The following is a 22,497-nucleotide window of genomic DNA, read 5'->3' as shown; positions in this document are numbered from 1 at the left end:
AGCGCTACACTGCGCGCTCCGTGCAAAGGGTGTCGTGATTTCCTCGTTCCTGCTCCGGCTCGGCGCTGCGCTGTTCGCGCTGGCCGTGCTGTCTCCGTTGGCTGCCCATGCGCAGCGCCTCCCGGTCTTCGTGCTGAACTCCCTGGACGCTTCCGTCAGCGTGATCGACCCGGTCAGCTGGCAGGAAACGCGCCGCATCGCCACCGGCAAGGAGCCGCACCACCTGTACATGACGCCGGACGAGAAGTCGGTGATCGTGGCCAATGCGCTGAGCGATTCGCTGACCTTCATCGACCCGCGCACGGCCGAGGTCCAGCGGGTCGTGCCGGGTATCGTCGACCCCTACCACCTGCGCTTCTCGCCCGACATGAAGTGGCTGGTGATCGCCGCCAACCGGCTCAACCACGTCGACCTGTACCGCTGGAACGGCCACGATCTGCAACTGGCGCGCCGCTTGCAGACCGGCAAGACGCCCAGCCACATCTGGATCGACGCGCGCAGCACCACGGCCTACGTGTCGGTGCAGGACAGCGACGAGCTGATCGCGGTGGACCTGGCCACGCAGCAGATCCGCTGGCAGGTGCCCACCGGCAAGATGCCGGCCGACGTGTTCGGCACGCCGGACGGCAAGAGCCTGCTGGTCGGCCTGACCGGCGCCGACGGCGTGCAGGTGTTCGACATCTCGGGCAAGGAACCCCGCGCCGCCAAACTGATCAAGACAGGCAACGGTGCCCATGCCTTCCGCAGTGCGGGCGACGGGCGCCATGTCTTCGTCAGCAACCGTGTCGCCAACACCATCAGCAAGATCGACCTGCACAGCCTGGAGGCCGTCGCCAGCTACGTCGCGCCTGGCGGGCCGGATTGCATGGACCTGTCGGCCGACGGCCGGCTGCTGTACTTCACCTCGCGCTGGGCGCGCAAGCTCAGCGTGCTCGACCTGCAGACCGGCAAGCTGGTGCAGCAGGTCAAGGTCGGCCGGTCGCCGCATGGCGTCTGGACCCTGGACCATGCCACGCGCTGAGCCCGCTGCGCCGGTGCGCAGGGCCCTCGCCGGCCTGGTCGCGCTGGCGCTGGCGGGCCAGGCCGCCGCCAACTGCACGCGGCCGGTCTACCTGACCTTCGACACCGGCCACATGGGCGTGGCCCCGCTGGTCGCCGAGGTGCTCAAGCGCCAGGATGTGCGCGTGACTTTCTTCGCCGCCAACGAGGCCACGCAGCAGGGCGACGGCAGCCTGGGCGACGACTGGGCCGCCTGGTGGCGCGCGCGTGCGCAGGAAGGCCATGCCTTCGCCTCGCACACCTACGACCATGTCTACTGGAGCGCCGACGTACCGCCCGGCCGCGACGGCACGGCGCGCTTTCGCATCCGCGCCTCGGCCGGCCCCAACATCGGCCAGACCCGGCTGTTCACGGCCGCCCAGTACTGCGAGGAGATCGGCCGCGCCGCGCGCCGGCTGCAGGACATCACGGGCCAGCCGCCGCTGCCGCTGTTCCGCGCGCCCGGCGGGCGCACCTCGCCGACGCTGCTGTCGGTGGCGCGCGGTTGCGGCTACGCCCATGTGGGCTGGGCGCCGGCCGGCTTCCTGGGCGACGAGTTGCCCAGCGAGCGCTATTCCAATGCCGACCTGCTGGCCAAGGCGCTGCGCGACATCCGGCCCGGCCAGATCCTCGTGGCCCATCTGGGCATCTGGTCGCGCAAGGACCCCTGGGCGCCGGCCGTGCTGGAGCCGCTGATCGAGGGGCTCAAGGCCAAGGGCATGTGCTTCGCCACGCTGCGCGAGCACCCCGACTACCAGCGCTGGATCGCCGCGCACAGGGACGACCCGCCATGGAGTCGCTGACCGACCTGTTCGCCAATGCACAGCAGTGGCTGTTCGAGTCGCTGGTGCAGCCGGTGGTGTTCGCCATGGGCCTGGGCGGCTGGCTGGAAGACGCCTTCACGGCGACCGGCTGGCTGCTGGTGGGCCTGCTGCAGATCGCCGCCATGCTGCTCGTGATCGGCCCGCTGCAGCGCTGGCGGCCCGTGGAGCCCGTGACCGACCGCGCCGCCATCCGTACCGACATCCTCTACACGCTGGTGCACCGGCTGGGCCTGTTCCGGCTCGCGCTGTTCTTCACGCTGGAACCGTGGATGGACGATGTGTTCGGCTGGCTGCGCGTGCAGGGCCTGTCGACCTGGCATCTGGACGGGCTGTGGCCCGGCGTGACCGACGTGGCCTGGGTCAGCTTCGTGCTGTACCTGCTGGTGTTCGACTTCGCCGACTACTGCATCCACCGCGGCCAGCACCGCTTCCAGTGGTGGTGGAACCTGCACGCGCTGCACCATTCGCAGCAGCAGATGACGATGTGGAGCGACAACCGCAACCACCTGCTCGACGATGTGCTGCGCGATGCCATCCTGGTCGTCGTGGCGCAGCTGATCGGCGTGGGCCCGGGCCAGTTCGTCGCCATCGTGGCGCTGACGCAGCTGTCCGAGAACTTCCACCATGCCAACCTGCGGCTGTGGTTCGGCCGCGTCGGCGAGCGGCTGTGGGTGAGCCCGCGCTTCCACCGGCGGCACCACAGCATCGGCATCGGTCATGAGTCGCAGCAGCAGCCAAGTCGCCTGGGCGGTGTCAATTTCGGCGTGCTGCTGCCCTGGTGGGACATGCTGCTGCGCACGGCCGACTTCACGGTGCGCTACGACCCCACCGGCATCCGCGACCAGGTCGAGCCCGGTCCGCGCGGCCTGCGCGACTACGGCCACGGCTTCTGGCGCCAGCAATGGCTGGGTGTGCTGCGCCTGGTCGGGCGCGCCTGAACACCGGGGTATCCTCAAGCCATGCGTCTGCTGATGGATTCCTTTTGGCGTGCGGCAGCCTATTGCCTGCACCCGCGTGTCATCGCCCTGTCGGTCCTGCCGCTGGTGCTGATGGCGGTGCTCTCGCTGGGCCTGGGCTACTTCTTCTGGGAACCGGCCGTGGCCTGGTTGCGGGCCTGGCTGCACGGCTGGCCGCTGTTCGGCACCGTCATGGGCTGGCTGCAGGGCCTGGGCTTCGGCGGCGTGCAGGCGGCCGTCGCGCCGCTGCTGCTGGTTGCGCTGGTCACGCCGCTGGTGGTGGTGCTCTCGCTGCTGCTGGTGGCCGGGCTGGTCACGCCTTCGGTGGTGGCGCTGGTCGGCGACCGGCGCTTCCCGCAGCTGGACAAGCGCCGCGGCGGCTCCTTCTTCGGCAGCCTGTTCGGCGCGCTGTGGGCGACCATGGCCGCGCTGGTCGTGCTGGTGCTGTCGATCCCGCTGTGGCTGGTGCCGCCGCTGGTGCTGGTGCTGCCGCCGCTGATCTGGGGCTGGCTGACCTACCGCGTGATGTCCTACGACGTGCTGGCCGATCACGCCAGCAAGGCCGAGCGCACCGAGCTCATGCGCGAGCACCGCTTCACGCTGCTGACCCTGGGCGTGCTGACCGGCTACCTGGGCGCAGCGCCCGCGCTGGTCTGGGCCTGGGGCGCGCTGACCGTGGTGCTGGCCCCGGTGCTGGTGCCGGTCTCGGTCTGGCTCTACACGCTGGTGTTCGCCTTCTCCGCCCTGTGGTTCACGCACTATGCGCTGGCCGCGCTGGAAGCCATGCGCGCCAAGGCCGCCAGCGTGCAGGTGGCGCCGGCCGATGCCGCCTGGCCCGCCCCGAGCGCCGTGCTCGTGGAGCAGGGCGATGGCAGCTCTTCACCCTCCCGCACCTATGCCCCCACGCCCCTCCCCCCTCCCTGAGACGTTGCCGACGGCGGTCGGCCTGGTCATCGTCGGCGACGAGATCCTCTCGGGCAAGCGCGCCGACAAGCACATGGCCAAGGTCATCGAGCTGCTGTCCGCGCGCGGCATGCAGCTGGCCTATGCCGACTACGTGGGCGACGCGCCGGAGCGCATCACGGCCACGCTGGCGCGGGCCTTCGCGTCGGGCGACCTGGTGTTCTCCTGCGGCGGCATCGGCGCCACGCCGGACGACCACACGCGCCAGTGTGCCGGCGCGGCGCTGGGCCGCCCGCTGATGCTGCACCCCGAGGCCGCGGCCCTGATCCGCGAGCGCATGCAGGACGTCGCGCGCGAGCAGGGACTGCCCTACGAGCCCGACAGGGCGGACAACCAGCACCGGCTCAACATGGGCGTGTTCCCCGAGGGCGCGGCCATCATCCCCAACCCCTACAACAAGATCGCCGGCTTCAGCCTGGGCCACGTGCACTTCGTGCCGGGCTTCCCGGTCATGGCATGGCCGATGATCGAGTGGGTGCTGGACCAGCACTACGCGGCGCTGCAGCGCCGCGCGGCCTGGGTCGAGCGCTCGGTCATCGTCTACGGCGCCATGGAGTCGGCCCTGGTGCCGCTCATGGAACGCATCGAGCGCAACCATGCCGGCGTCAAGGTGTTCAGCCTGCCCAGCGTCGACCACCCCGAGCATGGCCGCCACATCGAGCTCGGCGTGAAAGGCGATCCCGCAGCCGCCACGCCAGCCTATGCCGAGCTGCTGCAGGACCTGCGTGCGCAGGCCCTGCCACTCGGACCCGAATTGGTGCGCTCAGAAGCATCATTTTGGGGAATTCATGAGATTGCACCAAAGTAGTGCGAAAACGCCACCGTTTGCGCGCGTGCGCTGTAGGATGCAGGCCCGTCTACGCAGACCTTTCGCACATGGAACTGCGCGGATCGGCCGGTTTTGGTGCGCGCCCATTTGGCACGGAACCTGCGTCCGAATCCCCGTCTTTTCTGTAGACCCCAACCAACCCTCAGGAGCTTTTTGATGGCCAAGACCGTCGCAGACGTGATGAAAATGGTGAAGGAGAACGAAGTCAAGTTCGTCGACTTCCGCTTCACCGACACCCGTGGCAAGGAGCAGCACGTCACCGTGCCGGTGTCCCACTTCGACGAAGACAAGTTCACGTCGGGCCATGCATTCGACGGCTCCTCGGTCGCGGGTTGGAAGGGCATCGAAGCCTCGGACATGCAACTCATGCCCGATCCGAACACCGCCAACATCGACCCCTTCTTCGAAGAAACCACGCTGTTCCTGCAGTGCGACGTGATCGAGCCGGGCGACGGCAAGGCCTATGACCGCGACCCGCGTTCCATCGCCAAGCGCGCCGAGGCCTACCTGAAGGCCTCCGGCCTGGGCGACACCGCCTTCTTCGGACCGGAACCCGAATTCTTCATCTTCGACGGCGTGCGCTGGAGCAACGAGCCCGGCCGCGTGTTCAGCGAGATCGAGGAGTACGAAGCGCCCTGGAACAGCGGCTCCAAGCTGGAAGGCGGCAACCGCGGCCACCGTCCCACCGTCAAGGGCGGCTACTTCCCCGTGCCCCCGGTCGACAGCACGCAGGACATGCGCGCCGAGATGTCGCTGATCCTGGAATCGCTGGGCATCCCGGTCGAAGTGTTCCACCACGAAGTGGCGGGCGCCGGCCAGAACGAGATCGGTACGCGCTTCTCCACGCTGGTCGAGCGTGCCGACTGGACCCAGGTGCTGAAGTACGTGGTCTGGAACGTTGCCAACACCTACGGCAAGACGGCGACCTTCATGCCCAAGCCCTACGCCGGCGACAACGGCTCGGGCATGCACGTGCACCAGTCGATCTGGAAGGACGGCAAGAACCTGTTCGCCGGTGACGGCTACGCCGGCCTGTCGGACTTCGCGCTGTACTACATCGGCGGCATCATCAAGCACGCCCGCGCGCTGAACGCCATCACCAACCCTGGCACCAACAGCTACAAGCGCCTGGTTCCCGGCTTCGAAGCCCCGGTCAAGCTGGCCTACTCGGCCAAGAACCGCTCGGCCTCGATCCGCATCCCGTACGTGGCGAACCCCAAGGGCCGCCGCATCGAGGCGCGTTTCCCCGATCCGTCGGCCAACCCCTACCTGTGCTTCTCGGCCCTGATGATGGCCGGCCTGGACGGCGTGGAAAACAAGATCCACCCGGGCGAAGCCGCCACCAAGGACCTGTACCACCTGCCGCCGGAAGAGGACAAGCTGGTCCCCACCGTCTGCCACAGCCTGGACCAGGCCCTGGAGTACCTCGACAAGGGCCGCAGCTTCCTGACCAAGGGCGGCGTGTTCACCGACTCGATGATCGATGCCTACATCGAGCTCAAGATGACCGAAGTGACGCGCTTCCGCATGGCGCCGCACCCGGTCGAGTTCGACATGTACTACTCGCTGTAAGCCGCATGCCGGTCCGCCGCAACTTGTGGCGGCCGGTGCGGTCTGAGCAAAGGACGGCCCAGGCCGTCCTTTTTTCATGGGGCACGCGGCCAGGGGCATCAGGGGCGCGCGCTACCATGCGCTGCGACCGTTCCGACAGGACCCCTTTCATCCGACGCATGAAGACCGCCATCGTTCTCGCCCTCTGTTCCGCCATGCTCGTGCCCGCCGCCTGGGCCCAGGTCTACCGCTGCGGCAACGAGTACACCAACAACATCCGTGATGCGCGCGATGCGCAGCAGCGCGGCTGCAAGCTGGTGGAGGGCGGCAACGTGACGGTCATCGAAGGCCCCAAGCCGCGCCCCGGCGCCACGAGCGGCCCGGTGCGCGCGCCGGCCGCGGCCGCACCGCGCAGCGACGACAGCGCGCAGCGCACGCGCGATGCCGAGTCGCGCCGCATCCTGGAGGCCGAGCTGAAGAAGGCCGAGGCACGCCAGGCCGAGCTGCTCAAGGACTACAACAATGGCGAGCCCGACAAGGTGGGCGGCGAGGCGCGCAACCACCAGCGCTACCTGGACCGCGTGGCCGAGATGAAGGCCGCCATCGCCCGCAACGACAGCGACATCGCCGGCATCAAGCGCGAGATCGCGCGCCTGCCAGCCGCCCAATGAATCCCACCAGCCCAGCGAGCAAGGGCCGGTCCGTGCGCCCCGTGTCGCCCGCCACCAGCGCCCGCTTCCATGCCTTCGACCTGCTGGCCACGCTGGTGTCGGTGCTGCGTGCCGACGGCACGGTGCTGTTCGCCAACGCTGCGCTCGAGGACGCGCTGGGCTTCTCGCGCCGGACCATCGAAGGCTCGTCCTTCGCCGACTTTTTCACCGAGCCGCACCTGGTGCAGAACGCGCTCGACGGCGCGCAGAGCAACGAGTTCGCCGCGCTGCGCTACGACGCTTTCCTCAAGCGCGCCACCTACGAGCCGCTGCCCGTGCACGTGATCGTGGCGCCGGCCGAGGAGCCGGGCGAGATCATCATCGAGCTGCTGCCGCAGGAGCAGCAGGCGCGCCAGGACCGCGAGGAGCGCCTGATCGACCAGGCCCAGGCCAACAAGGAGCTGATCCGCAACCTCGCGCACGAGATCAAGAACCCGCTGGGCGGCATCCGTGGCGCGGCGCAGCTGCTGGAGATGGAGATCGATTCGCGCGATCTGATCGAGTACACGCAGGTCATCATCCATGAGGCCGACCGGTTGCAGGCGCTGGTGGACCGGCTGCTGGCGCCGCACCGGCGCCCGCACGTGGTGGGCGACGTGAACATCCACGAGGTCTGCGAGCGCGTGCGCTCGCTGATCGTCGCCGAGTTCCCGCGCGGCCTGAAGGTCGTGCGCGACTACGACACCTCCATTCCCGAGTTCCGTGGCGACCGCGAGCAGCTGATCCAGGCCGTGCTCAACATCACGCACAACGCGGCCCAGGCGCTGGCCGAACGCATCGCCGCGGGCGATGCGCAGATCACCTTGCGCACGCGCGTGGCGCGGCAGGTTACCTTTGGTAAGCAGCGCTATCGACTGGCACTGGAATTGCATGTCATCGACAACGGACCAGGGGTCCCGGAGTCGATCAAGAGCCGCATCTTCTACCCGCTGGTGTCGGGTCGCGATGGGGGATCGGGACTGGGGCTCACGCTCGCGCAGACCTTCGTGCAACAGCACCACGGACTGATCGAATGCGAGAGCGTTCCTGGCCGAACCGATTTCAAGCTATTGATCCCGCTGCCCTGAGCAACCGCTCGCGGCTTCCGAAGCGGGCCGACCCGAGGTGACGATGAAGCCGATCTGGATAGTAGACGACGACCAATCCATCCGCTTCGTGCTGGAGAAAGCGCTGTTGCGCGAGAACCTGCCCACGCGCAGTTTCACGAATCCACGCGAAGTGCTGGCCGCCCTGGAGGGTGCCAGCGACGAGGACGGGCCGCAGATCCTGGTCAGCGACATCCGCATGCCGGGTGGCTCGGGCCTGGACCTGCTGGGCAAGGTCAAGGAGCTGCACCCCGGCCTGCCGGTCATCATCATGACCGCCTTCTCCGATCTGGACAGCGCCGTCTCGGCCTTCCAGGGCGGCGCCTTCGAATACCTGCCCAAGCCTTTCGACCTGCCCAAGGCGGTGGAGCTGATCCGCCGCGCGGTGGAGGAAAGCCAGCGCGAGGAAGTGTCCGAAGAGCGCATGGCCGCCGCGCCCGAGATGCTGGGCCAGGCGCCGGCCATGCAGGACGTGTTCCGCGCCATCGGCCGGCTCAGCCAGAGCAACGTCACGGTCATGATCACGGGCGAGTCCGGCTCGGGCAAGGAGCTCGTGGCGCGCGCGCTGCACAAGCATTCGCCGCGCGCCAACGGCCCCTTCGTGGCGATCAACACGGCCGCCATCCCCAAGGACCTGCTGGAGTCCGAGCTGTTCGGCCACGAACGCGGCGCTTTCACGGGCGCGCAGACCATGCGGCGCGGGCGCTTCGAGCAGGCCGAGGGCGGCACGCTGTTCCTCGACGAGATCGGTGACATGCCGTTCGACCTGCAGACGCGGTTGCTGCGCGTGCTGTCGGACGGCCACTTCTACCGCGTGGGCGGGCACAACGCCGTCAAGGCCCATGTGCGCGTGATCGCCGCGACGCACCAGGACCTGGAGCAGCGCGTGCGCGAAGGCGTGTTCCGCGAGGACTTGTTCCACCGCCTGAACGTGATCCGCCTGCGCCTGCCGGCGCTGCGCGAGCGCAAGGAAGACGTGCCCATGCTCACGCGGCATTTCCTGCAGCAAAGCGCCGCGCAGCTGGGCGTGGAGCCCAAGCGCATCTCGGACGCCGCGCTGGCCCAGCTCGGCCTGTTCAACTTCCCGGGCAACGTACGCCAGCTCGAGAACGTGTGCCACTGGCTCACGGTGATGGCGCCGTCCCAGGTCATCGAGGCCAAGGACCTGCCGCCCGAGGTGCTGACGGCGGCCGCCGCGCCCACCGCCGTGCCGGCGCAGGCACCGCGGCCCGTTGTCGGCATGGATGCGCCGGAGCCCGTGGCGAGCAGCCCCCTGGCCGAGGCCCTGCCCGGCGAGCCGTTGCCCGTGTCCGACCCGCTGGCGCCGCCGGACGGCGCCGCGCCGACCTGGGAGCGCGGCCTGGAGGCCGAGGCCCTGGCCTTGCTGGCGGCTGACCGCCACGACGTCTGGGACGTGCTCACGCGGCGCTTCGAGTCCAAGCTGATCCTGACTGCGCTGAACAACACGCGCGGGCGCCGCATCGAGGCCGCGCAGAAGCTCGGCATCGGGCGCAACACCATCACGCGCAAGATCCAGGAACTCGGCCTGGAGTGAGGGTCAGATTTCCAGGACCACGGGCGCGTGGTCGCTGGGCTTTTCCCACTTGCGCGGCACGCGGTCGATCACGCAGGCTTTGACCTGCGGCTTGACCGCCGCGCTGACCAGGATGTGGTCGATGCGCAGGCCGCGGTTCTTCTGGTAGCCCAGCATGCGGTAGTCCCACCAGCTGAAGCTCTTGGGTGGCTGCTCGAACATGCGGAAGCTGTCGGTCAGGCCCAGGTCCAGCAGCGCCTGGAAGTGGGCGCGTTCCTGTTCGCTGTGGTGGATGGTGCCGGCCAGGCCCACGGGGTCGTAGGTGTCGCGGTCGTCGGGCGTGATGTTGAAGTCGCCCAGCAGCACGAGCTGCGTGTGCGCCGCCAGTTCGGCGCGCAGGTAGGCCTGCAGGCCGTTCAGCCAGTTCATCTTGTAGACGAACTTGTCGGAGTCCAGTGCCTGGCCGTTGACGAAGTAGCCATTGACGACGCGGATCGGGCCGGTCGGACCGTCCACCGTGGCCGCGATCACGCGCGCGTGCTCGTCGTCGAAGCCGACGATGTTCTTCACGACCTCGCGTGCTGGCGTGCGCGAGAGGATGGCCACGCCGTTGTAGGTCTTCTGGCCGAAGATGGCGGATTCGTAGCCCACCTCGCGCAGCGCGTCGAGGGGGAACTTGTCGTCGGTCATCTTGAGTTCCTGCAGGCACAGCACATCCACGGGATTGGCGGCCAGCCAGCGCAGGACGTGGTCCAGGCGTGCGGTGAGGGAGTTGACGTTCCAGGTGGCGATCTTCATGACCGCGAGCCTATCACCGCGGCACCGCCGGCCAGGCGGCTCGCGCAGCGCCGCGGCCCTGCAATCCATCGGCCGCTGGAGCAGCGGTTCTAGCCGGCGGGCAGCCGCTGCGTCTCGACCGTGACGTGCGATAGCTGCCCGATCGGCGCCAGCAATGCCTTGTAGGCCGGTGCGTCCTGGGGCGCGGCCGAGGCGATGGACACGATGGCCGCGAAGTGGCCGGGCCCGACCTGCCAGACATGCAGGTCCTCGATGCGGTCGCCCGTGGGCGCGAGCGCGTGGCGGATCTCCTCGACCACCTGCGGCCCCTGCGCGGGCGCATCCAGCAGCACGCCGCCCGCGTCGCGCACCAGCCCCCAGGACCAGCGCGCGATCACGAGCGCACCGACCACGCCCATGGCCGGGTCGGCCCAGAGCCAGCCCTGGCTGCGGCCCAGCACCAGTGCCACGATGGCCAGCACCGAGGTCAGCGCATCGGCCAGCACGTGCATGTAGGCGGCGCGCAGGTTGTTGTCGCGGGCGCCCTCGCCATGGCCGTGGTGGCGGTCATGGTTGTCGTGGTGGTGGTCATGGTTGTCGTGGTGCCCATGCCCATGCCCATGCCCATGGTGCCGGTGCCCGTGGTCCTCGCGCAGCAGCCAGGCGCAGACCAGGTTCGCGGCCAGCCCCACCACGGCCACGGCGATGGCCTGCGTGAAGTCGATCGGCACGGGCCGGGCCAGGCGCAGCAGGCTCTCCCAGCCGATCAGCAGCGCGATCAGGCCCAGCACCACGGCGCTGGCGAAGGCCGCCAGATCGCCGAGCTTGCCCGTGCCGAACGCGAAGCGCGGGTTGCCCGCGTGGCGCCGGGCGTAGCGGTAGGCCAGCGCCGTGATCAGCATGGCGCCTGCGTGGGTGGACATGTGCCAGCCGTCGGCCACCAGCGCCATGGAGCCGTAGACCGTGCCGGCGACGATCTCCACGCCCATCATGGCGGCCGTGAGCGCGATGACCCACCAGACCCGGCGCTCATTGCGCCGGTGGTCTCGGCCCAGGTAGACGTGGGCGTGCGGCGCCTGGAAGGGGGTGCTCATTTCATGTAGCTCCGGATGACGTCCAGCATCTCCTGGCCGCCGGCGCGCCGTTCGGCCTCGGTCGCGGCCTCGACCACGTGTTCCTGCAGGTGGTCGGCCATCAGCTCGGCCGTGAGCCCGGCCATCGCGCCGCGGGCCGAGGCCAGCTGGCGCAGCACCTCGCCGCAGGCCGAACCACCCTCCAGCGCGCGTTCGATGCCCTCCATCTGGCCCTTGATGCGGCGCACGCGGGCGAGCAGCTTGTCCTTCTGGCGCAGCGTGTGGGACATGGGTCGACCTCCAAATATAGTGTAGGGGACTATGTTAAACAGGGGCGGCCAGCAGCGCAGCTGCAGCACCCATTCTGCGCATGCGGTCATGGGCCGAGGGCACGGACAATCTGCGCATGGACATGCACCCCGACGACCGCCGCCACCTGGCCTTGTTCGACCTGGACGGCACCTTGCTGCCGCTGGACACCAACCAGGCCTTCGGCCGGTTCCTGGCCCACCTGGGCTGGGTCGACGCCGAGGCCTGGCAGGCCCGCAATGCCGCCTTCCTCGAAGACCACCACCTGGGCCGGCTCGACCTGCACCGCTTCATCGACTTCTCCACCGCTGCCTGGCGCGACCGGGCCGCGCACGAGCAGCTGGAAGTCCGCGCCGCCTTCGTGGCCGACGTCATCGTGCCGGCCATCCCCGATGCGGCGCGGCGCCTCGTGGCGCAGCACCAGGCGGCCGGCGACCTGGTGGCGCTGGTCACGGGCACGAACGAGTTCCTGGCCGCACCCATCGCCGAGGCCTTCGGCATCGACCATGTGCTGGCCGTGCAGCTGGAGCGGGCCGACGCGGGGCGCATCACGGGCCGCATCCTGGGCATCCCGTCCTTCCACGCGGGCAAGGTGGACCGCGTCCACGCCTGGCTGGCCGCGCAGGACCTGCGCCTGGACGATTTCGCGTCGGTCAGCTTCTACGGCGATTCGGTGAACGATCTGCCCTTGCTCGAAGCCGTGAGCCGGCCCGTCGCCGTGAGCCCCAGCGCCGCGCTGCGCCAGGTCGCCGACACCCGGGGCTGGGCCATCATCGAATCGCTCAGCGCGTAGCGGCAACCGGTCCTGGCGCCCTGGCCGGTGCAGACATCGCCACCCGGTTCCTCACGCTGGGCCGCTGCTGCATGTCGGCCCACCATGCGCGCAGCGTCGCGCAGTCCGCGGGAATGGGCAGCCGCACCAGTTCCGCAAAGATCAGCCCACCGATGACGGCGATGTCGGCCATCGAAAAGCGGTCGCCGGCCACGAACGGCTGCTGCTGGAGCACCGTGTCGAAGTAGCGCATGCCCCGCACGGCCTTGTCGCGCTGGCGCAATCCCCATTCGGCGTTCTGGTACAGCTCGACATCGGGCCCGAGCCCCGGCGTGCCGTGGTGGAAGTACACGCTCACCGCGTCGAGCAGCTCGATCTCGGCGCGCTTGTTCATCATGTGGATGAAGCCCTGCTCGCGTGGCGTCGTGCCTGTCAGCGTGGGCGCGCCGTCCAGGGCATCCAGGTATTGCGTGATGGCGGTGCATTCGGCGATGCAGCTGCCATCCTCGAGTTCGAGCACTGGCAGCGTGCCCGAGTAGTTCAAGGCCAGAAAGCCCGACCGCTTGTGCTCGCCTTTCCAGAGATCGACCGAGACGAAGCGCACGCGCGACTGGAGATTCTTTTCTGCCAGTGCGATCCGGACGCGGGCCGGATAGGGGCCGGTGTGCCAGTCGTGGGCCGTCATGGTGGGTTGCGGCGCAGCATCGGCAGGAGTGGTTCGTGTGCTCATGTGTTTACCTATCAGTTGGTAGGCAAATGGTAGGCGCATGCACTTGCGCCGGTCAAGAACTATCTATCACTTGGTAGATAATTGATGCAAGGAGGGCTGACACATGGCTTCGAACGCGCGAGAGGACATCCTGGCCGCTGCCAAGCGGACGGCGCAGGCGCACGGCTACAGCGGGCTGAACTTCCGCGACCTCGCGCAGGACGTGGGCATCAAGAGTGCGAGCATCCACTACCACTTCCCGACCAAGGCCGACCTCGGCGCAGCCGTGGCCCAGCGCTACTGGGAAGACACCGCGGCCACGCTGGACGCCATGTGGGCCGATACGCCGGACCCGGCCCGGTGCCTGGCCCGCTATCCCGAGGTGTTCCGCAAGGCGCTAGCAACCGGCAACCGCATGTGCATGTGCAGCTACATGGCCGCCGAATACGACGACCTGCCCGAGGCCGTGCGGACGCAGGTGCAGACCTTCACGGACGTCAACGTGGCGTGGCTGGCCAAGCTGCTCGTGGCCAGCGCGCTGGTCCGTCCGGAGGACGGCGAATCCCGGGCGCGCGCCATCTTCGCTGCCATCGCCGGCGCGCAGTTGGTCGCCAGGAGCCGCTCGGACATCGCGTTGTATGACGCGCTGGTCGGCAGTTACCGCGCGGCCGGGCTGCTGCCGGCGTGAGCGGCCGGTCGCGTGTGGAACGGAACCTGCATGGCCGCCGGCCCACGCACCAGGAGACCCGCTTGCTCATCGGTCAGATCTCGGACACGCACATCCGGCCCAAAGGCCAGCTCTACCACGGCGTTGTCGATTCCAACCGCATGCTGGCCCAGGCCATCGCCCACCTGCACGGGCTGGACCGGCGCCCCGACCTGGTCCTGCTGACCGGCGACCTCGTCGACAAAGGCCACCCCGACGAATACGCCATGGCCCGCGAACTGCTCGCGGAGTTGACGATTCCGTACCTCGTGATTCCCGGCAACCACGACCACCGCGACGCGTTCAGGGCCGCCTTCGCAGACCATGCCTGGCTGCCCGCGGCCGGCCCGCTGCATTTCTGCGTGGACACGCATCCGGTGCGCATCGTGGCGCTCGATTCGACCGTGCCGGGCGCGCACCATGGCGTCCTCGACGAGGCCGGCCTGGACTGGCTGCGCGCCACGCTCGCGGCGGACCGGGCCAAGCCCACGTTGGTGGTGCTGCACCATCCACCGTTCGCCAGCGGCATCCCGTACATGGATGGCTATGCGCTGCGCGCGCCCGAGCGGCTCGCGCAGGTGATCGGCGCGTTCGACAACGTGGAGCGCGTGCTGTGCGGCCATGTGCACCGCGTGATGCTGCGGCGCTGGGCCGGCACCGTGGTCTGCAGCTGCCCCAGCACCACGACCGAGATCGCGCTGCGCCTGCAGCCCGATGCCCGGCCGGCATCGTTCATGGCGCCGCCGGCCTGCATGCTGCACCTGTGGAGCGCGGCCGAGGGCATGGTCAGCCACCTCAGCACCATCGGCGATTTCGAGGGGCCGTTCGACTTCGCGTGAGCGGGGCGCGGATCAGCTGAAGCCGAACAGCCGCCGCGGTGTCTCCCACAGCACCTGCCGGCGCGCGGCTGCGTCCGGCAGCTGGCGTTCCAGCAGCGCCAGCAGCGGCGCGTAGTCGATGCGCGCGGGCGCCCGCAGGAAGGGCCAGTCCGAGGCCCAGACCAGCTGCTGCGGCGTGAAGGCGTCGAGCAGCGCCTGCACATAGGGCGTGCAGTCCGCATGCGGATAGGCCTCCCCGGAGACCTTGGCCAGGCCCGAGAGCTTGACGGCTGCGCGCCCGCTGCCGGCCAGCGCCAGCAGCGCGGCGAACCCGGCCTGGCCGACCCCGGCCGCAGGCACGAAGCGGCCGACATGGTCGAAGACCAGCTGCGCGCCACTGCCCATGAGCAACGGCGCCAGCGCGACCAGCTGGTCGCCCTCGACCTGCACGTCGGCCCACAGGCCCAGGTCGCGCAGGCGCTCCAGCAGCGGGCCGATGTCGCGGTAGAAGTCCACACCCAGCAGCGCGGCGTTGAAGGCCACGCCGACCACGCCCTGGGCCTGCAGGTCCTGCAGCTCGCCGCGGCTGGCGTCGTTGCGCAGCACCGCGATGCCCTTGTAGCGGCCCTGGCCTTGGGCCAGCGTGTCCAGCAGCAGGCGGTTGTCCAGGCCATAGCCCGAGTTGGGACCGACCAGCAGCGCATGGCGCACGCCATGCGCATCCAGCACATGGACCAGCTGTGCGGGCGTGCCGGTCTCGGCCGCGCTGGGCCGGTACCAGGTGTCGGCCGCGTAGGGAAAGCGCTCGGGGTCGAAGACGTGGACATGACAGTCCACGATCGGTAGGGCGGCGGGCTGGGGCATGCGGCGATGCTACGCCGCCGCTTCAGAAAGGCCGGCTGCCCGACAGGCTGATGCGCTTGAGCAAACGCGTCTCGCCGGACGCGAAACCCGTGCGCGCGTGCAGCGTGGCCTGGTTGTCCCAGTAGACGATGTCGCCCACCTGCCAGCGGTGCGTGTAGGCGAAGCGCGGTTGCGCGAGGTGGGCGCGCAGGCGCTCGATGAGTGCCCGGCCGCGCGCTGCGTCCCAGCCCACGACCTCGACCTCGGTGGCCGCGTCCAGGTACAACAGGCGCAGCCCGGTGTCGGGATGCGTGCGCACCAGCGGGTGCACCTCGAACGGCGACAACGGCGCGATATCGGGCGTACGGTACAGCGGCCGCTCGCCCGAGGCCAGCGGGTGCAGCCGGCGCAGGAAGGGGTTGTAGGTGATCAGTTGCAGGCCGTCGATCTCGGCACGCGTGGCTTCGTCCAGTGCACCGTAAGCCGCGACTTCGTCGACCCAGGTGGTTTCGCCGCCGACCGAGGGCACCTGCAAGGCGTAGAGGAAGGAGCCCGAGGAGGGCTGCGGCGTCCAGTGGTGGTCCGAGTGCGCGGCCAACTCGTGGTTGCCCAGCACGCCGTCGTCTACGTTGCCCACCTTCACGATGGCGGGTGTGTTGCCGCCGTAGGGGTCGGAGGCCAGCACCGGCACGTCGGCCGGCGCCTGGAAGACGCTGCCGAAGTAGCTGGCCAGGCGCAGGTACTGCGCATCGTCGAGTTGCTGGCCGCGCAGCAGCACGATGCGGTGGCGCTGCAAGGCCAGGCGGACCGCGCGCACCTGGGCCGCGTCCAGCGGTTGGCGCGCATCGATGCCCTGTGCCAGCGCGCCGAGCGCGGCGCCGGCAATGGGCTGCACCTGCCAGGGCGCGGTGTCGGTGTGGCGGGTGGGCGGACGCTCGAGAACAGCTGGCATGTGGAACTCCTTGTGCGGTGCAAAGCCTGGCCATGCTAGGCAGCGCGGCCATGCGCGTGAACGCAGCTTTGCGCATGTCGATATGCGCAAAGCGCCGCCGGCTAAGCTCGGCCCGGTGCCTGCCTTCCAAGACCTTCTCGAAACGCGCCAGCCGGCGATCTACTTCGGCGCCGTGCTGTCCGGCGCTGCACTTGCGTTCGGCGTGCCTGGCACGGCGGCCTGGCAGCCGGCCATCGAACCGGCCCTGGCGCTCATGCTGTTCCTGACCTTCCTGCAGCTGCCGCTGTCTGCGCTGGGCCAGGCGCTGCGGGCGCGACGCTTCCTGGCCGTGCTGCTGGGCGTGAACTTCGTGGCCGTGCCGCTGCTCGTGGCGCTGTTGCTGCCGCTGCTGCCGGCCGACCCGCTGCTGCGCCTGGGCGTGCTGCTGGTGCTGCTGTGCCCCTGCATCGACTACGTGGTGGCCTTTGCCCAGCTGGGCCGGGCCGATGCGCGGCTGCTGCTGGCGGCCACGCCCTGGCTGCTCTTGCTGCAGATGGCGCTGCTGCCCTTGTTCCTTGCGCTGCTGCTCGGAGATGCGGCCGCCGGCCTGGTACGGCCCGGGCCCTTCGTGCAGGCCTTCGTCTGGCTGATCGCGGTGCCGCTGTTGCTGGCCCTGGCCTGCCAGCGCTGGGCCGGCGCGCGCGTGAACGCGGCGCTCGCGCTGCTGCCGGTGCCAGCCACGGCACTCGTGCTGCTGCTGGTCGTGGCGGCCGTGCTGCCGCAACTCGGCCAGGCCGGCACGGCCGCGCTGCGCGCCGTGCCGGTCTACGGCGTGTTCGCGCTGCTGGCGCCCCTGCTGGGTTGGTGGGTGGCGCGGCGCGCGCGGCTGCCGGCGCCGGCCGCGCGCGCCGTGGCCTTCAGCGCGGCCACGCGCAATTCGCTGGTGGTGCTGCCACTGGCGCTGGCCGTGCCGGGCGCGCTGCCGCTGCTGCCGGCCGTGGTGGTGGCGCAGACGCTCGTGGAACTCGTGGCCGAACTGGTCTACATCCGCTGGATGCCCCGGTTGGGGCGGCGGGGCGAGGCTTGCTAACGCCGCGCGAACAACGGCTGCTCGTAATGCGCCACGCGCGTGGCGCGGCCGGACAGGCAGACCTCGCGGAACTGGAACAGCAGCGCGGCCGTGGGGGCCGCGACCCAGCCGTTGCCGACCGGCATGCGCAGCACGGGGTGCGGGCTGTCGTCGATGGCTTCGAGCAGCGGCGCATCGGCGCGCTGCAACTCGGTCAGGCGCACGCGGTGGATGCTGGCCACCTCGGCGGGATTGGGCACGAGCGCGCCGCGCACGGCGCCGGCCCACACCACGACGGGCGTGATCGCGAAGCCCGAGCGCGTGGGGAAGTCGTCGAGCAGGCCCAGCACGGCCTCGGGCCCCAGTTCCAGGCCCACCTCTTCGTGCAGCTCGCGCAGCGCGGCGTCTGCAGCGGACTCGCCGGGCTCGACACGGCCGCCGGGCAGGGCCCATTGGCCCGGGTGGTTGCGCAGGTGCATGGCGCGCCGCGTGAGCAGCACGGCGGCCTGAGCGCTCCAGTCCTCAGGGCGGGGCAGGCCGGGAAACTCCGCACCCCAGCCTTCCTCCACGAGGGCCAGCGCCACCGCGGCCCGGTGCCCGGCGGCGGGCACGCCGTGCAGGTCGAAGGTGGCGAGGTGGCGGGCGATGAGGTCGCGAAGCGCTGCATCCAGCTGCATGGTGGGGCGGTGGTCCGGGTCGTGGGGCCGGGCCAGTATGCCCGCGCCTCAATGCGCCGGTGTCGCGCGCCGGACTGGGTGGCCCGGCGCGAACCAACGCAGCGCCAGTGCCATGGCCGCCAGCAGATAGGCCAGCGCACCGAGCACCCACATCAGCAGGCCGGCGAGCTGCTGGTCGTGCAGCGGCTCCAGGCCCCAGGCCCGTGCGCCCGGTGCTGCGTAGAGCGGCTCGGCGGCGAAGGTCAGCAGTGCGCCCAGCAGCCCGGTGTGGGCCATGGTGGCCAACAGCGCGAGCAATGCCGTCCCGCGCCGGGGCAGGGGGGCCAGCAGCACGGCGCGCCAGAACCACCAGGCCGAGGCCAGCAGCAGTGCCATGGCGAAGACATGCAGGCCCGCATACGTCAGAACGGCCGCGTACAGCGGTGGCCAGTGCCACAGCCAGAGCAGCACACCGTGCACGGCTGCGGCCGGGCCCGGCTTGGGCATGTGGGCGCGCGGCAGCGAGCCCAGCGCGAGCAGCGCCATGCCCGCCAGCAGCAGCATCAGTTGCGCCATGTGGGCCGAGGCCAGGGTGGCCGCGAGGCGGCACAGAGGCGAGACCAGGGCCAGCGCGAGCAGGCCCCAGCCCGCGAATGCCAACGGCTTGCGGCAGTGCATCAGCAGCCAGGCCAGCAGCCCCAGCAGCGGCACCAGCGTGGCCGGGGCCAGGCTCCAGTGCAGCCACCAGTCCTGCGGCAGGGCCGGCGGCTTGCCGGCCAGGCACAGGGAGATCAGGTCTTCGAACATGTGGGGTCCTCCATGGTCGATGCCAGCATCTGGCCGGCGCAGGGCGGCAGGGCCAGCATCGGCCAGCCGGTCCAGAGCGTGGCGGCTGCCGCCACGGCCGTCAGCACACGTGCCATGTGGCGCAGCGCTCCGGTCCAGTGGCCAAACCAGCACCACAGGGCGGCCAGCGTGAGCAGGTGCACGAGCCAGGCCAGGGCCAGGGCGCCTGTCAGGAGGTTGATGCCGCAGAGCCGGCGTGCATGCCAGCCTGCTTCGCATCCCAGCGTCAGACCGGCGTACAGCACGACGAAGCTGCTGGCCCAGACCAACAGGCCGGCGGTGGTGCCGAGCAACCAGCGGGCAGGGGAACTGGCCGGCATGCTCAACGCCCCCACGCCGGCACATGCATGGCCAGCAGCAGCACGGCGCCCGTGGCAGCGGTGTAGTCCCACCACAGCCGCGCGTTGTGCAGCTCCACGCCGCGCCGGGCAGACAGGTAGCCCGCCTGCCCGCGTGCCAGCGCATAGGCCGCGAACACCGCGCCCAAGGCGGTGTGCAGCACGGCGTAGGCCAGGCAGAAGCCCAGCATCGCGCCGTAGGCGTGCTCGCGTGGCGAAGGCATGCCGGGCAGCACGCCGGCCGGCAGCAGCAGCGTGGCGGACAGTGCGGCGATCAGCGCGGCCAGAAGCGCCAGCTGCTGGCCGCGCACGTCGCCACGCGCGTTGGCCCACACGGCGTACCGCACTGCACCGCAGGCCAGTGCCAGCGCGGCCGCACCGGCCAGCGGCAGGACCGCGCCGGTCTGCAGCCAGTGCGGTGGCGGCCAGCCCGGCGCCACGGTTGCCAGGTAGGCGTGGCCGAACAGCAGCGAGACGAAGAAGCTTCCATTGGCCACCAGCGTCCAGAGCAGGCCTGCGCGGCCCGGCGCGCGCTCCACCACGTCATGCACGGGCAAGCGCAGGCCCTGGCCCACGTCCACCGGATCGGGGTCGTGCTGCAGGCCGATCGACCAGGCCCAGCGCCAGAACAGCACCAGCGCGAGCAGCGCGGCCGGCGGCGCGAGCCAGTAGGCCTTGGTCAGCAGGCCCATGAACACGCTGCCCACGGCCAGCGCCGCCACCAGCGGCAGCCAGCTCGGCCGCGGCAGCCGCACCACGTGCGTGGGCTCGCCGCTGACAGGATCGCAGCCCAGGCTGCGCTGCTCGTCCATGCTGGTGTCGGCCAGCAGGCCTTCGCCCGCCGCGGCTTGCGCGCCCATATGCGGTTCCGTCCACAGCGGTTCGGGGCCCACCACGCGCGGCTGGCTCGCGAAGTTGTAGAAGGCCGGCGGTGTCGGCATGGCCCATTCCAGCGTGGATGCGCGCCAGGGGTTCTGCGGCGCGATGCGCCCCAGGTAGGCGCTCACGATGAGGTCGATCAGGAGCAGGAAGAAGCCGATGGCCATCACGAAGCTGCCAAGTGAGGACACCAGATTGGGCAGATCCCAGCCCAGGCCCGTCACATAGCTGCCCACACGCCGCGGCATGCCCAGCAGCCCGGTCAGGTGCATCACGAAGAAGGTGGTGTTGAAGCCCAGGAAGATGAGCCAGAACGCCCAGCTGCCCAGGCGCGGCAGCGTATGGCGGCCGAACAGGTGTGGAAACCAGTAGTACACGCCCGCCAGGAACGGGAACAGGAAGCCGCCGACCAGCACATAGTGCAGGTGCGCGACGACGAAGTGCGTGTCGTGCGCCTGCCAGTTGAACGGCACCAGCGCCAGCATCACGCCCGTGAGCCCGCCGCAGACGAAGACCACGAGGAAGCCCAGCAGCCACAGCATGGGCAGCGCGAGCTTGGGCCGGCCGTGCCACAGCGTGGCGATCCAGGCGAACAGCTGGACGGCCGTGGGAATGGCCACCAGCATGCTCGCGGCCGAGAAGAACACCAGCGCCAGGTGCGGGATGCCCACCGTGAACATGTGGTGCACCCAGAGCCCGAAGCTGATGAAGGCCATGGCCACCACGCTGGCCAGCACCCAGGACCGGCCCACCAGCGGGCGCTGCGCGAAAGTGGGCACCAGCGTGGAGACGATACCCGCCGCGGGCAGGAAGATGATGTAGACCTCGGGATGGCCGAACAGCCAGAACAGGTGTTGCCAGAGCAGCGGGTCGCCGCCGCGCGCGGCGTCGAAGAAGGGCCAGCCGGCCGCGCGTTCGAGCTCCAGGATCAGGCTGCCCAGGATCAGCGGCGGAAAGCCCACCAGCATCATGCCGGCCGTGACCAGCATGTACCAGGCGAACAGCGGCATGTCCACGAGCCGCATGCCCGGCGCGCGCATGGTCAGGATGGTGACGATGACCTCCACCGCGGCCGCCACGGCCGAGATCTCCACGAAGGTGATGCCCAGCAGCCAGACGTCGGCGTTCACACCCGGCGTGTGCGTGGCGTTGGACAGCGGCGTGTACATGAACCAGCCGCCGTCGGGCGCGAGCCCGGTCGCCAGTGCGCCGAGCAGGATCAGCCCGCCCAGCAGATAGCACCAGTAGCCGAACGCGCCCAGGCGTGGATAGGCCAGGTCGCGCGCGCCCAGCATCTTGGGCAAGAGGTAGATCGCGAAGCCCTCGATCAGCGGGATCGCGAACAGGAACATCATGATGGTCCCGTGCATCGTGAAGACCTGGGCGTACAGCGCGTCGTCGAGGAAGGCCGATTGCGGCGTGGCCAGCTGCGCACGGATCAGCATGGCCAGCATGCCGCCGACGAAGAAGAACAGCAGCGCCGTGGCGATGAAGCGCCGACCCACGACGTTGTGGTTGACGGCCGAGAGCGAACGCCAGCCCGCGGGGTTGTGCCAGACCTGCTGCAGCCGACGGTGCAGGGCCACGGGGTGCGTCATGGCGTGGCCCCCTGCATGCGCGCGGCCAGCGCTTCGGGCGCATGCGCATGCACCTCCATAGGCATGCGCGCGTGCCCCGTGCCGCAGTACTCGGCGCACACGCCGCGGTACACGCCCGGTGCATCGGCCTGCAGCCGGACCACGTTGGTGCGGCCCGGGATCGTGTCGATCTTGCCACCCAGGCGCGGTACCCAGAAGCCGTGGATCACGTCGACCGTGCGCACGCGCACGTCCACGGGCTGGCCAGCCGGAATGTCGATGCGGTTGGGCTGCACGCTGGCCAGCGGATGCGCGGGGTAGTGCACGTCCCACTGCCACTGGCGCGCCGTCACCTCGACCGTGAACACCGGCGCAGCGCCCGGCAGCGGCAGCAGCGCATGGCCCGCGCGCAGACCCCAGAACAGCAGCGCGCCGATGACCAGGCCCGGCAGCAGCAAACCGCCGCCGACCAGCCATGCCTGCCCGGCCGCCGGGTCTGTCGCGGCCTGGCGCTGGCGGCGCAACACCGCCACCAGGCCCAGCGCCGTCATGCCCAGCGTGAGTGCCGTGCCGCCCCAGAACATCCACCACCAGACCTGGGCGGTGGGCGCAGCGCCGGGCCCGGCCGGGTCCAGCGCGGAGAGCGGGCCGGCTGTGCTGCATCCGGCCAGCACGGCGGCGGCGCACAGGCACACGGCGTGTGC

The 22,497-nt window shown here is 70.0% G+C and carries 24 protein-coding genes; 13 read left to right on the top strand and 11 right to left on the bottom strand.

Annotation, left to right across the window (positions count from 1 at the left end):
- Positions 1-37: 37 nt before the first annotated feature.
- From ACSQ4M_RS31530 to ntrC, 9 genes are all read left to right on the top strand, one after another.
- Positions 38-1,021, top strand: a complete 984-nt coding sequence (locus ACSQ4M_RS31530) for a YncE family protein (protein WP_436194097.1) — start codon at positions 38-40, stop codon at positions 1,019-1,021.
- On the top strand, positions 1,008-1,841 hold the full coding sequence (locus tag ACSQ4M_RS31525) for a polysaccharide deacetylase family protein (protein ID WP_436193303.1): 834 nt from the start codon (positions 1,008-1,010) through the stop codon (positions 1,839-1,841). The genes ACSQ4M_RS31530 and ACSQ4M_RS31525 overlap by 14 nt, the downstream gene beginning before the upstream one ends.
- Entirely contained in the window at positions 1,829-2,800 is a 972-nt protein-coding gene (locus tag ACSQ4M_RS31520) for a sterol desaturase family protein (protein WP_436193302.1), read from the top strand. Before ACSQ4M_RS31525 ends, ACSQ4M_RS31520 begins: the two co-directional genes overlap by 13 nt.
- Positions 2,801-2,821: 21 nt before the next feature.
- Positions 2,822-3,742 (top strand): EI24 domain-containing protein, encoded by a 921-nt coding sequence (locus tag ACSQ4M_RS31515; protein ID WP_436193301.1) that lies wholly within the window; start codon positions 2,822-2,824, stop codon positions 3,740-3,742.
- Positions 3,714-4,589, top strand: coding sequence for a competence/damage-inducible protein A (locus ACSQ4M_RS31510; RefSeq protein WP_436193300.1), 876 nt, complete (start codon positions 3,714-3,716; stop codon positions 4,587-4,589). The genes ACSQ4M_RS31515 and ACSQ4M_RS31510 overlap by 29 nt, the downstream gene beginning before the upstream one ends.
- Positions 4,590-4,766: 177 nt before the next feature.
- Entirely contained in the window at positions 4,767-6,182 is a 1,416-nt protein-coding gene (glnA, locus tag ACSQ4M_RS31505; protein WP_436193299.1) for a type I glutamate--ammonia ligase, read from the top strand.
- A 158-nt stretch (positions 6,183-6,340) separates the two neighbouring features.
- Positions 6,341-6,832, top strand: coding sequence for a hypothetical protein (locus ACSQ4M_RS31500; protein WP_436193298.1), 492 nt, complete (start codon positions 6,341-6,343; stop codon positions 6,830-6,832).
- On the top strand, positions 6,829-7,938 hold the full coding sequence (glnL, locus tag ACSQ4M_RS31495; protein ID WP_436193297.1) for a nitrogen regulation protein NR(II): 1,110 nt from the start codon (positions 6,829-6,831) through the stop codon (positions 7,936-7,938). Before ACSQ4M_RS31500 ends, glnL begins: the two co-directional genes overlap by 4 nt.
- Positions 7,939-7,981: 43 nt before the next feature.
- Positions 7,982-9,511 carry a nitrogen regulation protein NR(I) gene (gene ntrC / locus ACSQ4M_RS31490; protein WP_436193296.1) on the top strand — a complete coding sequence of 510 codons (1,530 nt, stop codon included), beginning with the start codon at positions 7,982-7,984 and terminating at the stop codon, positions 9,509-9,511.
- A 3-nt stretch (positions 9,512-9,514) separates the two neighbouring features.
- Here ntrC and xth read toward each other — a convergent pair whose 3' ends face one another.
- The 3 genes from xth to ACSQ4M_RS31475 all read right to left on the bottom strand — a co-directional run bounded on the left by xth (position 9,515) and on the right by ACSQ4M_RS31475 (position 11,630).
- Positions 9,515-10,288 carry an exodeoxyribonuclease III gene (gene xth, locus ACSQ4M_RS31485; protein ID WP_436193295.1) on the bottom strand — a complete coding sequence of 258 codons (774 nt, stop codon included), beginning with the start codon at positions 10,286-10,288 and terminating at the stop codon, positions 9,515-9,517.
- 89 nt (positions 10,289-10,377) lie between these two features.
- A complete protein-coding gene (dmeF, locus tag ACSQ4M_RS31480) occupies positions 10,378-11,361 on the bottom strand; it encodes a CDF family Co(II)/Ni(II) efflux transporter DmeF (RefSeq protein WP_436193294.1) in 984 nt (327 codons plus the stop codon).
- Positions 11,358-11,630, bottom strand: coding sequence for a metal/formaldehyde-sensitive transcriptional repressor (locus ACSQ4M_RS31475; protein ID WP_436193293.1), 273 nt, complete (start codon positions 11,628-11,630; stop codon positions 11,358-11,360). Before ACSQ4M_RS31475 ends, dmeF begins: the two co-directional genes overlap by 4 nt.
- Before the next feature lie 116 nt (positions 11,631-11,746).
- Between ACSQ4M_RS31475 and ACSQ4M_RS31470 the strand changes: the two genes are divergently transcribed.
- Positions 11,747-12,442 carry an HAD family hydrolase gene (locus ACSQ4M_RS31470; protein WP_436193292.1) on the top strand — a complete coding sequence of 232 codons (696 nt, stop codon included), beginning with the start codon at positions 11,747-11,749 and terminating at the stop codon, positions 12,440-12,442.
- Here the strand turns inward: ACSQ4M_RS31470 and ACSQ4M_RS31465 are convergent.
- Positions 12,432-13,151: a glutathione S-transferase gene (locus tag ACSQ4M_RS31465; protein WP_436193291.1), complete on the bottom strand. Its 720-nt coding sequence runs from the start codon at positions 13,149-13,151 to the stop codon at positions 12,432-12,434. The two genes, ACSQ4M_RS31470 and ACSQ4M_RS31465, sit on opposite strands and share 11 nt — an antisense overlap.
- A gap of 103 nt (positions 13,152-13,254) precedes the next feature.
- Between ACSQ4M_RS31465 and ACSQ4M_RS31460 the strand changes: the two genes are divergently transcribed.
- On the top strand, positions 13,255-13,818 hold the full coding sequence (locus ACSQ4M_RS31460; protein ID WP_436193290.1) for a TetR/AcrR family transcriptional regulator: 564 nt from the start codon (positions 13,255-13,257) through the stop codon (positions 13,816-13,818).
- A gap of 62 nt (positions 13,819-13,880) precedes the next feature.
- Positions 13,881-14,675, top strand: coding sequence for a phosphodiesterase (locus ACSQ4M_RS31455; RefSeq protein ID WP_436193289.1), 795 nt, complete (start codon positions 13,881-13,883; stop codon positions 14,673-14,675).
- Positions 14,676-14,687: 12 nt separating this feature from the next.
- Here the strand turns inward: ACSQ4M_RS31455 and ACSQ4M_RS31450 are convergent, their stop codons facing one another.
- Together ACSQ4M_RS31450 and ACSQ4M_RS31445 are read right to left on the bottom strand one after the other, a co-directional pair.
- The gene (locus ACSQ4M_RS31450) at positions 14,688-15,518 is read right to left on the bottom strand and encodes an amidohydrolase family protein (protein WP_436193288.1); all 831 of its coding nucleotides are present in this window, start codon (positions 15,516-15,518) and stop codon (positions 14,688-14,690) included.
- A gap of 22 nt (positions 15,519-15,540) precedes the next feature.
- Positions 15,541-16,449: a TauD/TfdA dioxygenase family protein gene (locus tag ACSQ4M_RS31445; protein WP_436193287.1), complete on the bottom strand. Its 909-nt coding sequence runs from the start codon at positions 16,447-16,449 to the stop codon at positions 15,541-15,543.
- 82 nt (positions 16,450-16,531) lie between these two features.
- On the opposite strand from ACSQ4M_RS31445, the gene ACSQ4M_RS31440 reads away from it, so the two are divergent.
- On the top strand, positions 16,532-17,518 hold the full coding sequence (locus ACSQ4M_RS31440; RefSeq protein ID WP_436193286.1) for an arsenic resistance protein: 987 nt from the start codon (positions 16,532-16,534) through the stop codon (positions 17,516-17,518).
- On the opposite strand, the gene ACSQ4M_RS31435 is transcribed toward ACSQ4M_RS31440, so the two are convergent.
- Genes ACSQ4M_RS31435 through coxB form a run of 5 tightly spaced genes read right to left on the bottom strand, consistent with a single transcriptional unit; the run spans position 17,515 to position 22,488 of the window.
- Positions 17,515-18,174, bottom strand: a complete 660-nt coding sequence (locus ACSQ4M_RS31435) for an NUDIX hydrolase (protein WP_436193285.1) — start codon at positions 18,172-18,174, stop codon at positions 17,515-17,517. The genes ACSQ4M_RS31440 and ACSQ4M_RS31435 overlap by 4 nt on opposite strands.
- 48 nt (positions 18,175-18,222) lie before the next feature.
- On the bottom strand, positions 18,223-18,960 hold the full coding sequence (locus ACSQ4M_RS31430; RefSeq protein WP_436193284.1) for a cytochrome c oxidase assembly protein: 738 nt from the start codon (positions 18,958-18,960) through the stop codon (positions 18,223-18,225).
- Positions 18,945-19,319 (bottom strand): hypothetical protein, encoded by a 375-nt coding sequence (locus ACSQ4M_RS31425; protein WP_436193283.1) that lies wholly within the window; start codon positions 19,317-19,319, stop codon positions 18,945-18,947. Before ACSQ4M_RS31425 ends, ACSQ4M_RS31430 begins: the two co-directional genes overlap by 16 nt.
- A gap of 2 nt (positions 19,320-19,321) precedes the next feature.
- Entirely contained in the window at positions 19,322-21,814 is a 2,493-nt protein-coding gene (gene ctaD, locus ACSQ4M_RS31420) for a cytochrome c oxidase subunit I (RefSeq protein ID WP_436193282.1), read from the bottom strand.
- The gene (gene coxB / locus ACSQ4M_RS31415) at positions 21,811-22,488 is read right to left on the bottom strand and encodes a cytochrome c oxidase subunit II (protein WP_436193281.1); all 678 of its coding nucleotides are present in this window, start codon (positions 22,486-22,488) and stop codon (positions 21,811-21,813) included. The genes ctaD and coxB overlap by 4 nt, the downstream gene beginning before the upstream one ends.
- Positions 22,489-22,497: the final 9 nt, after the last annotated feature.

This window comes from Pseudorhodoferax sp. LjRoot39 (genome assembly GCF_964253035.1).
Classification (GTDB): Bacteria; Pseudomonadota; Gammaproteobacteria; order Burkholderiales; family Burkholderiaceae_C; genus Pseudorhodoferax.
The sequence above is the reverse complement of the archived record's forward strand: the minus strand, read 5'-3'. Positions and strand labels throughout refer to the sequence as shown.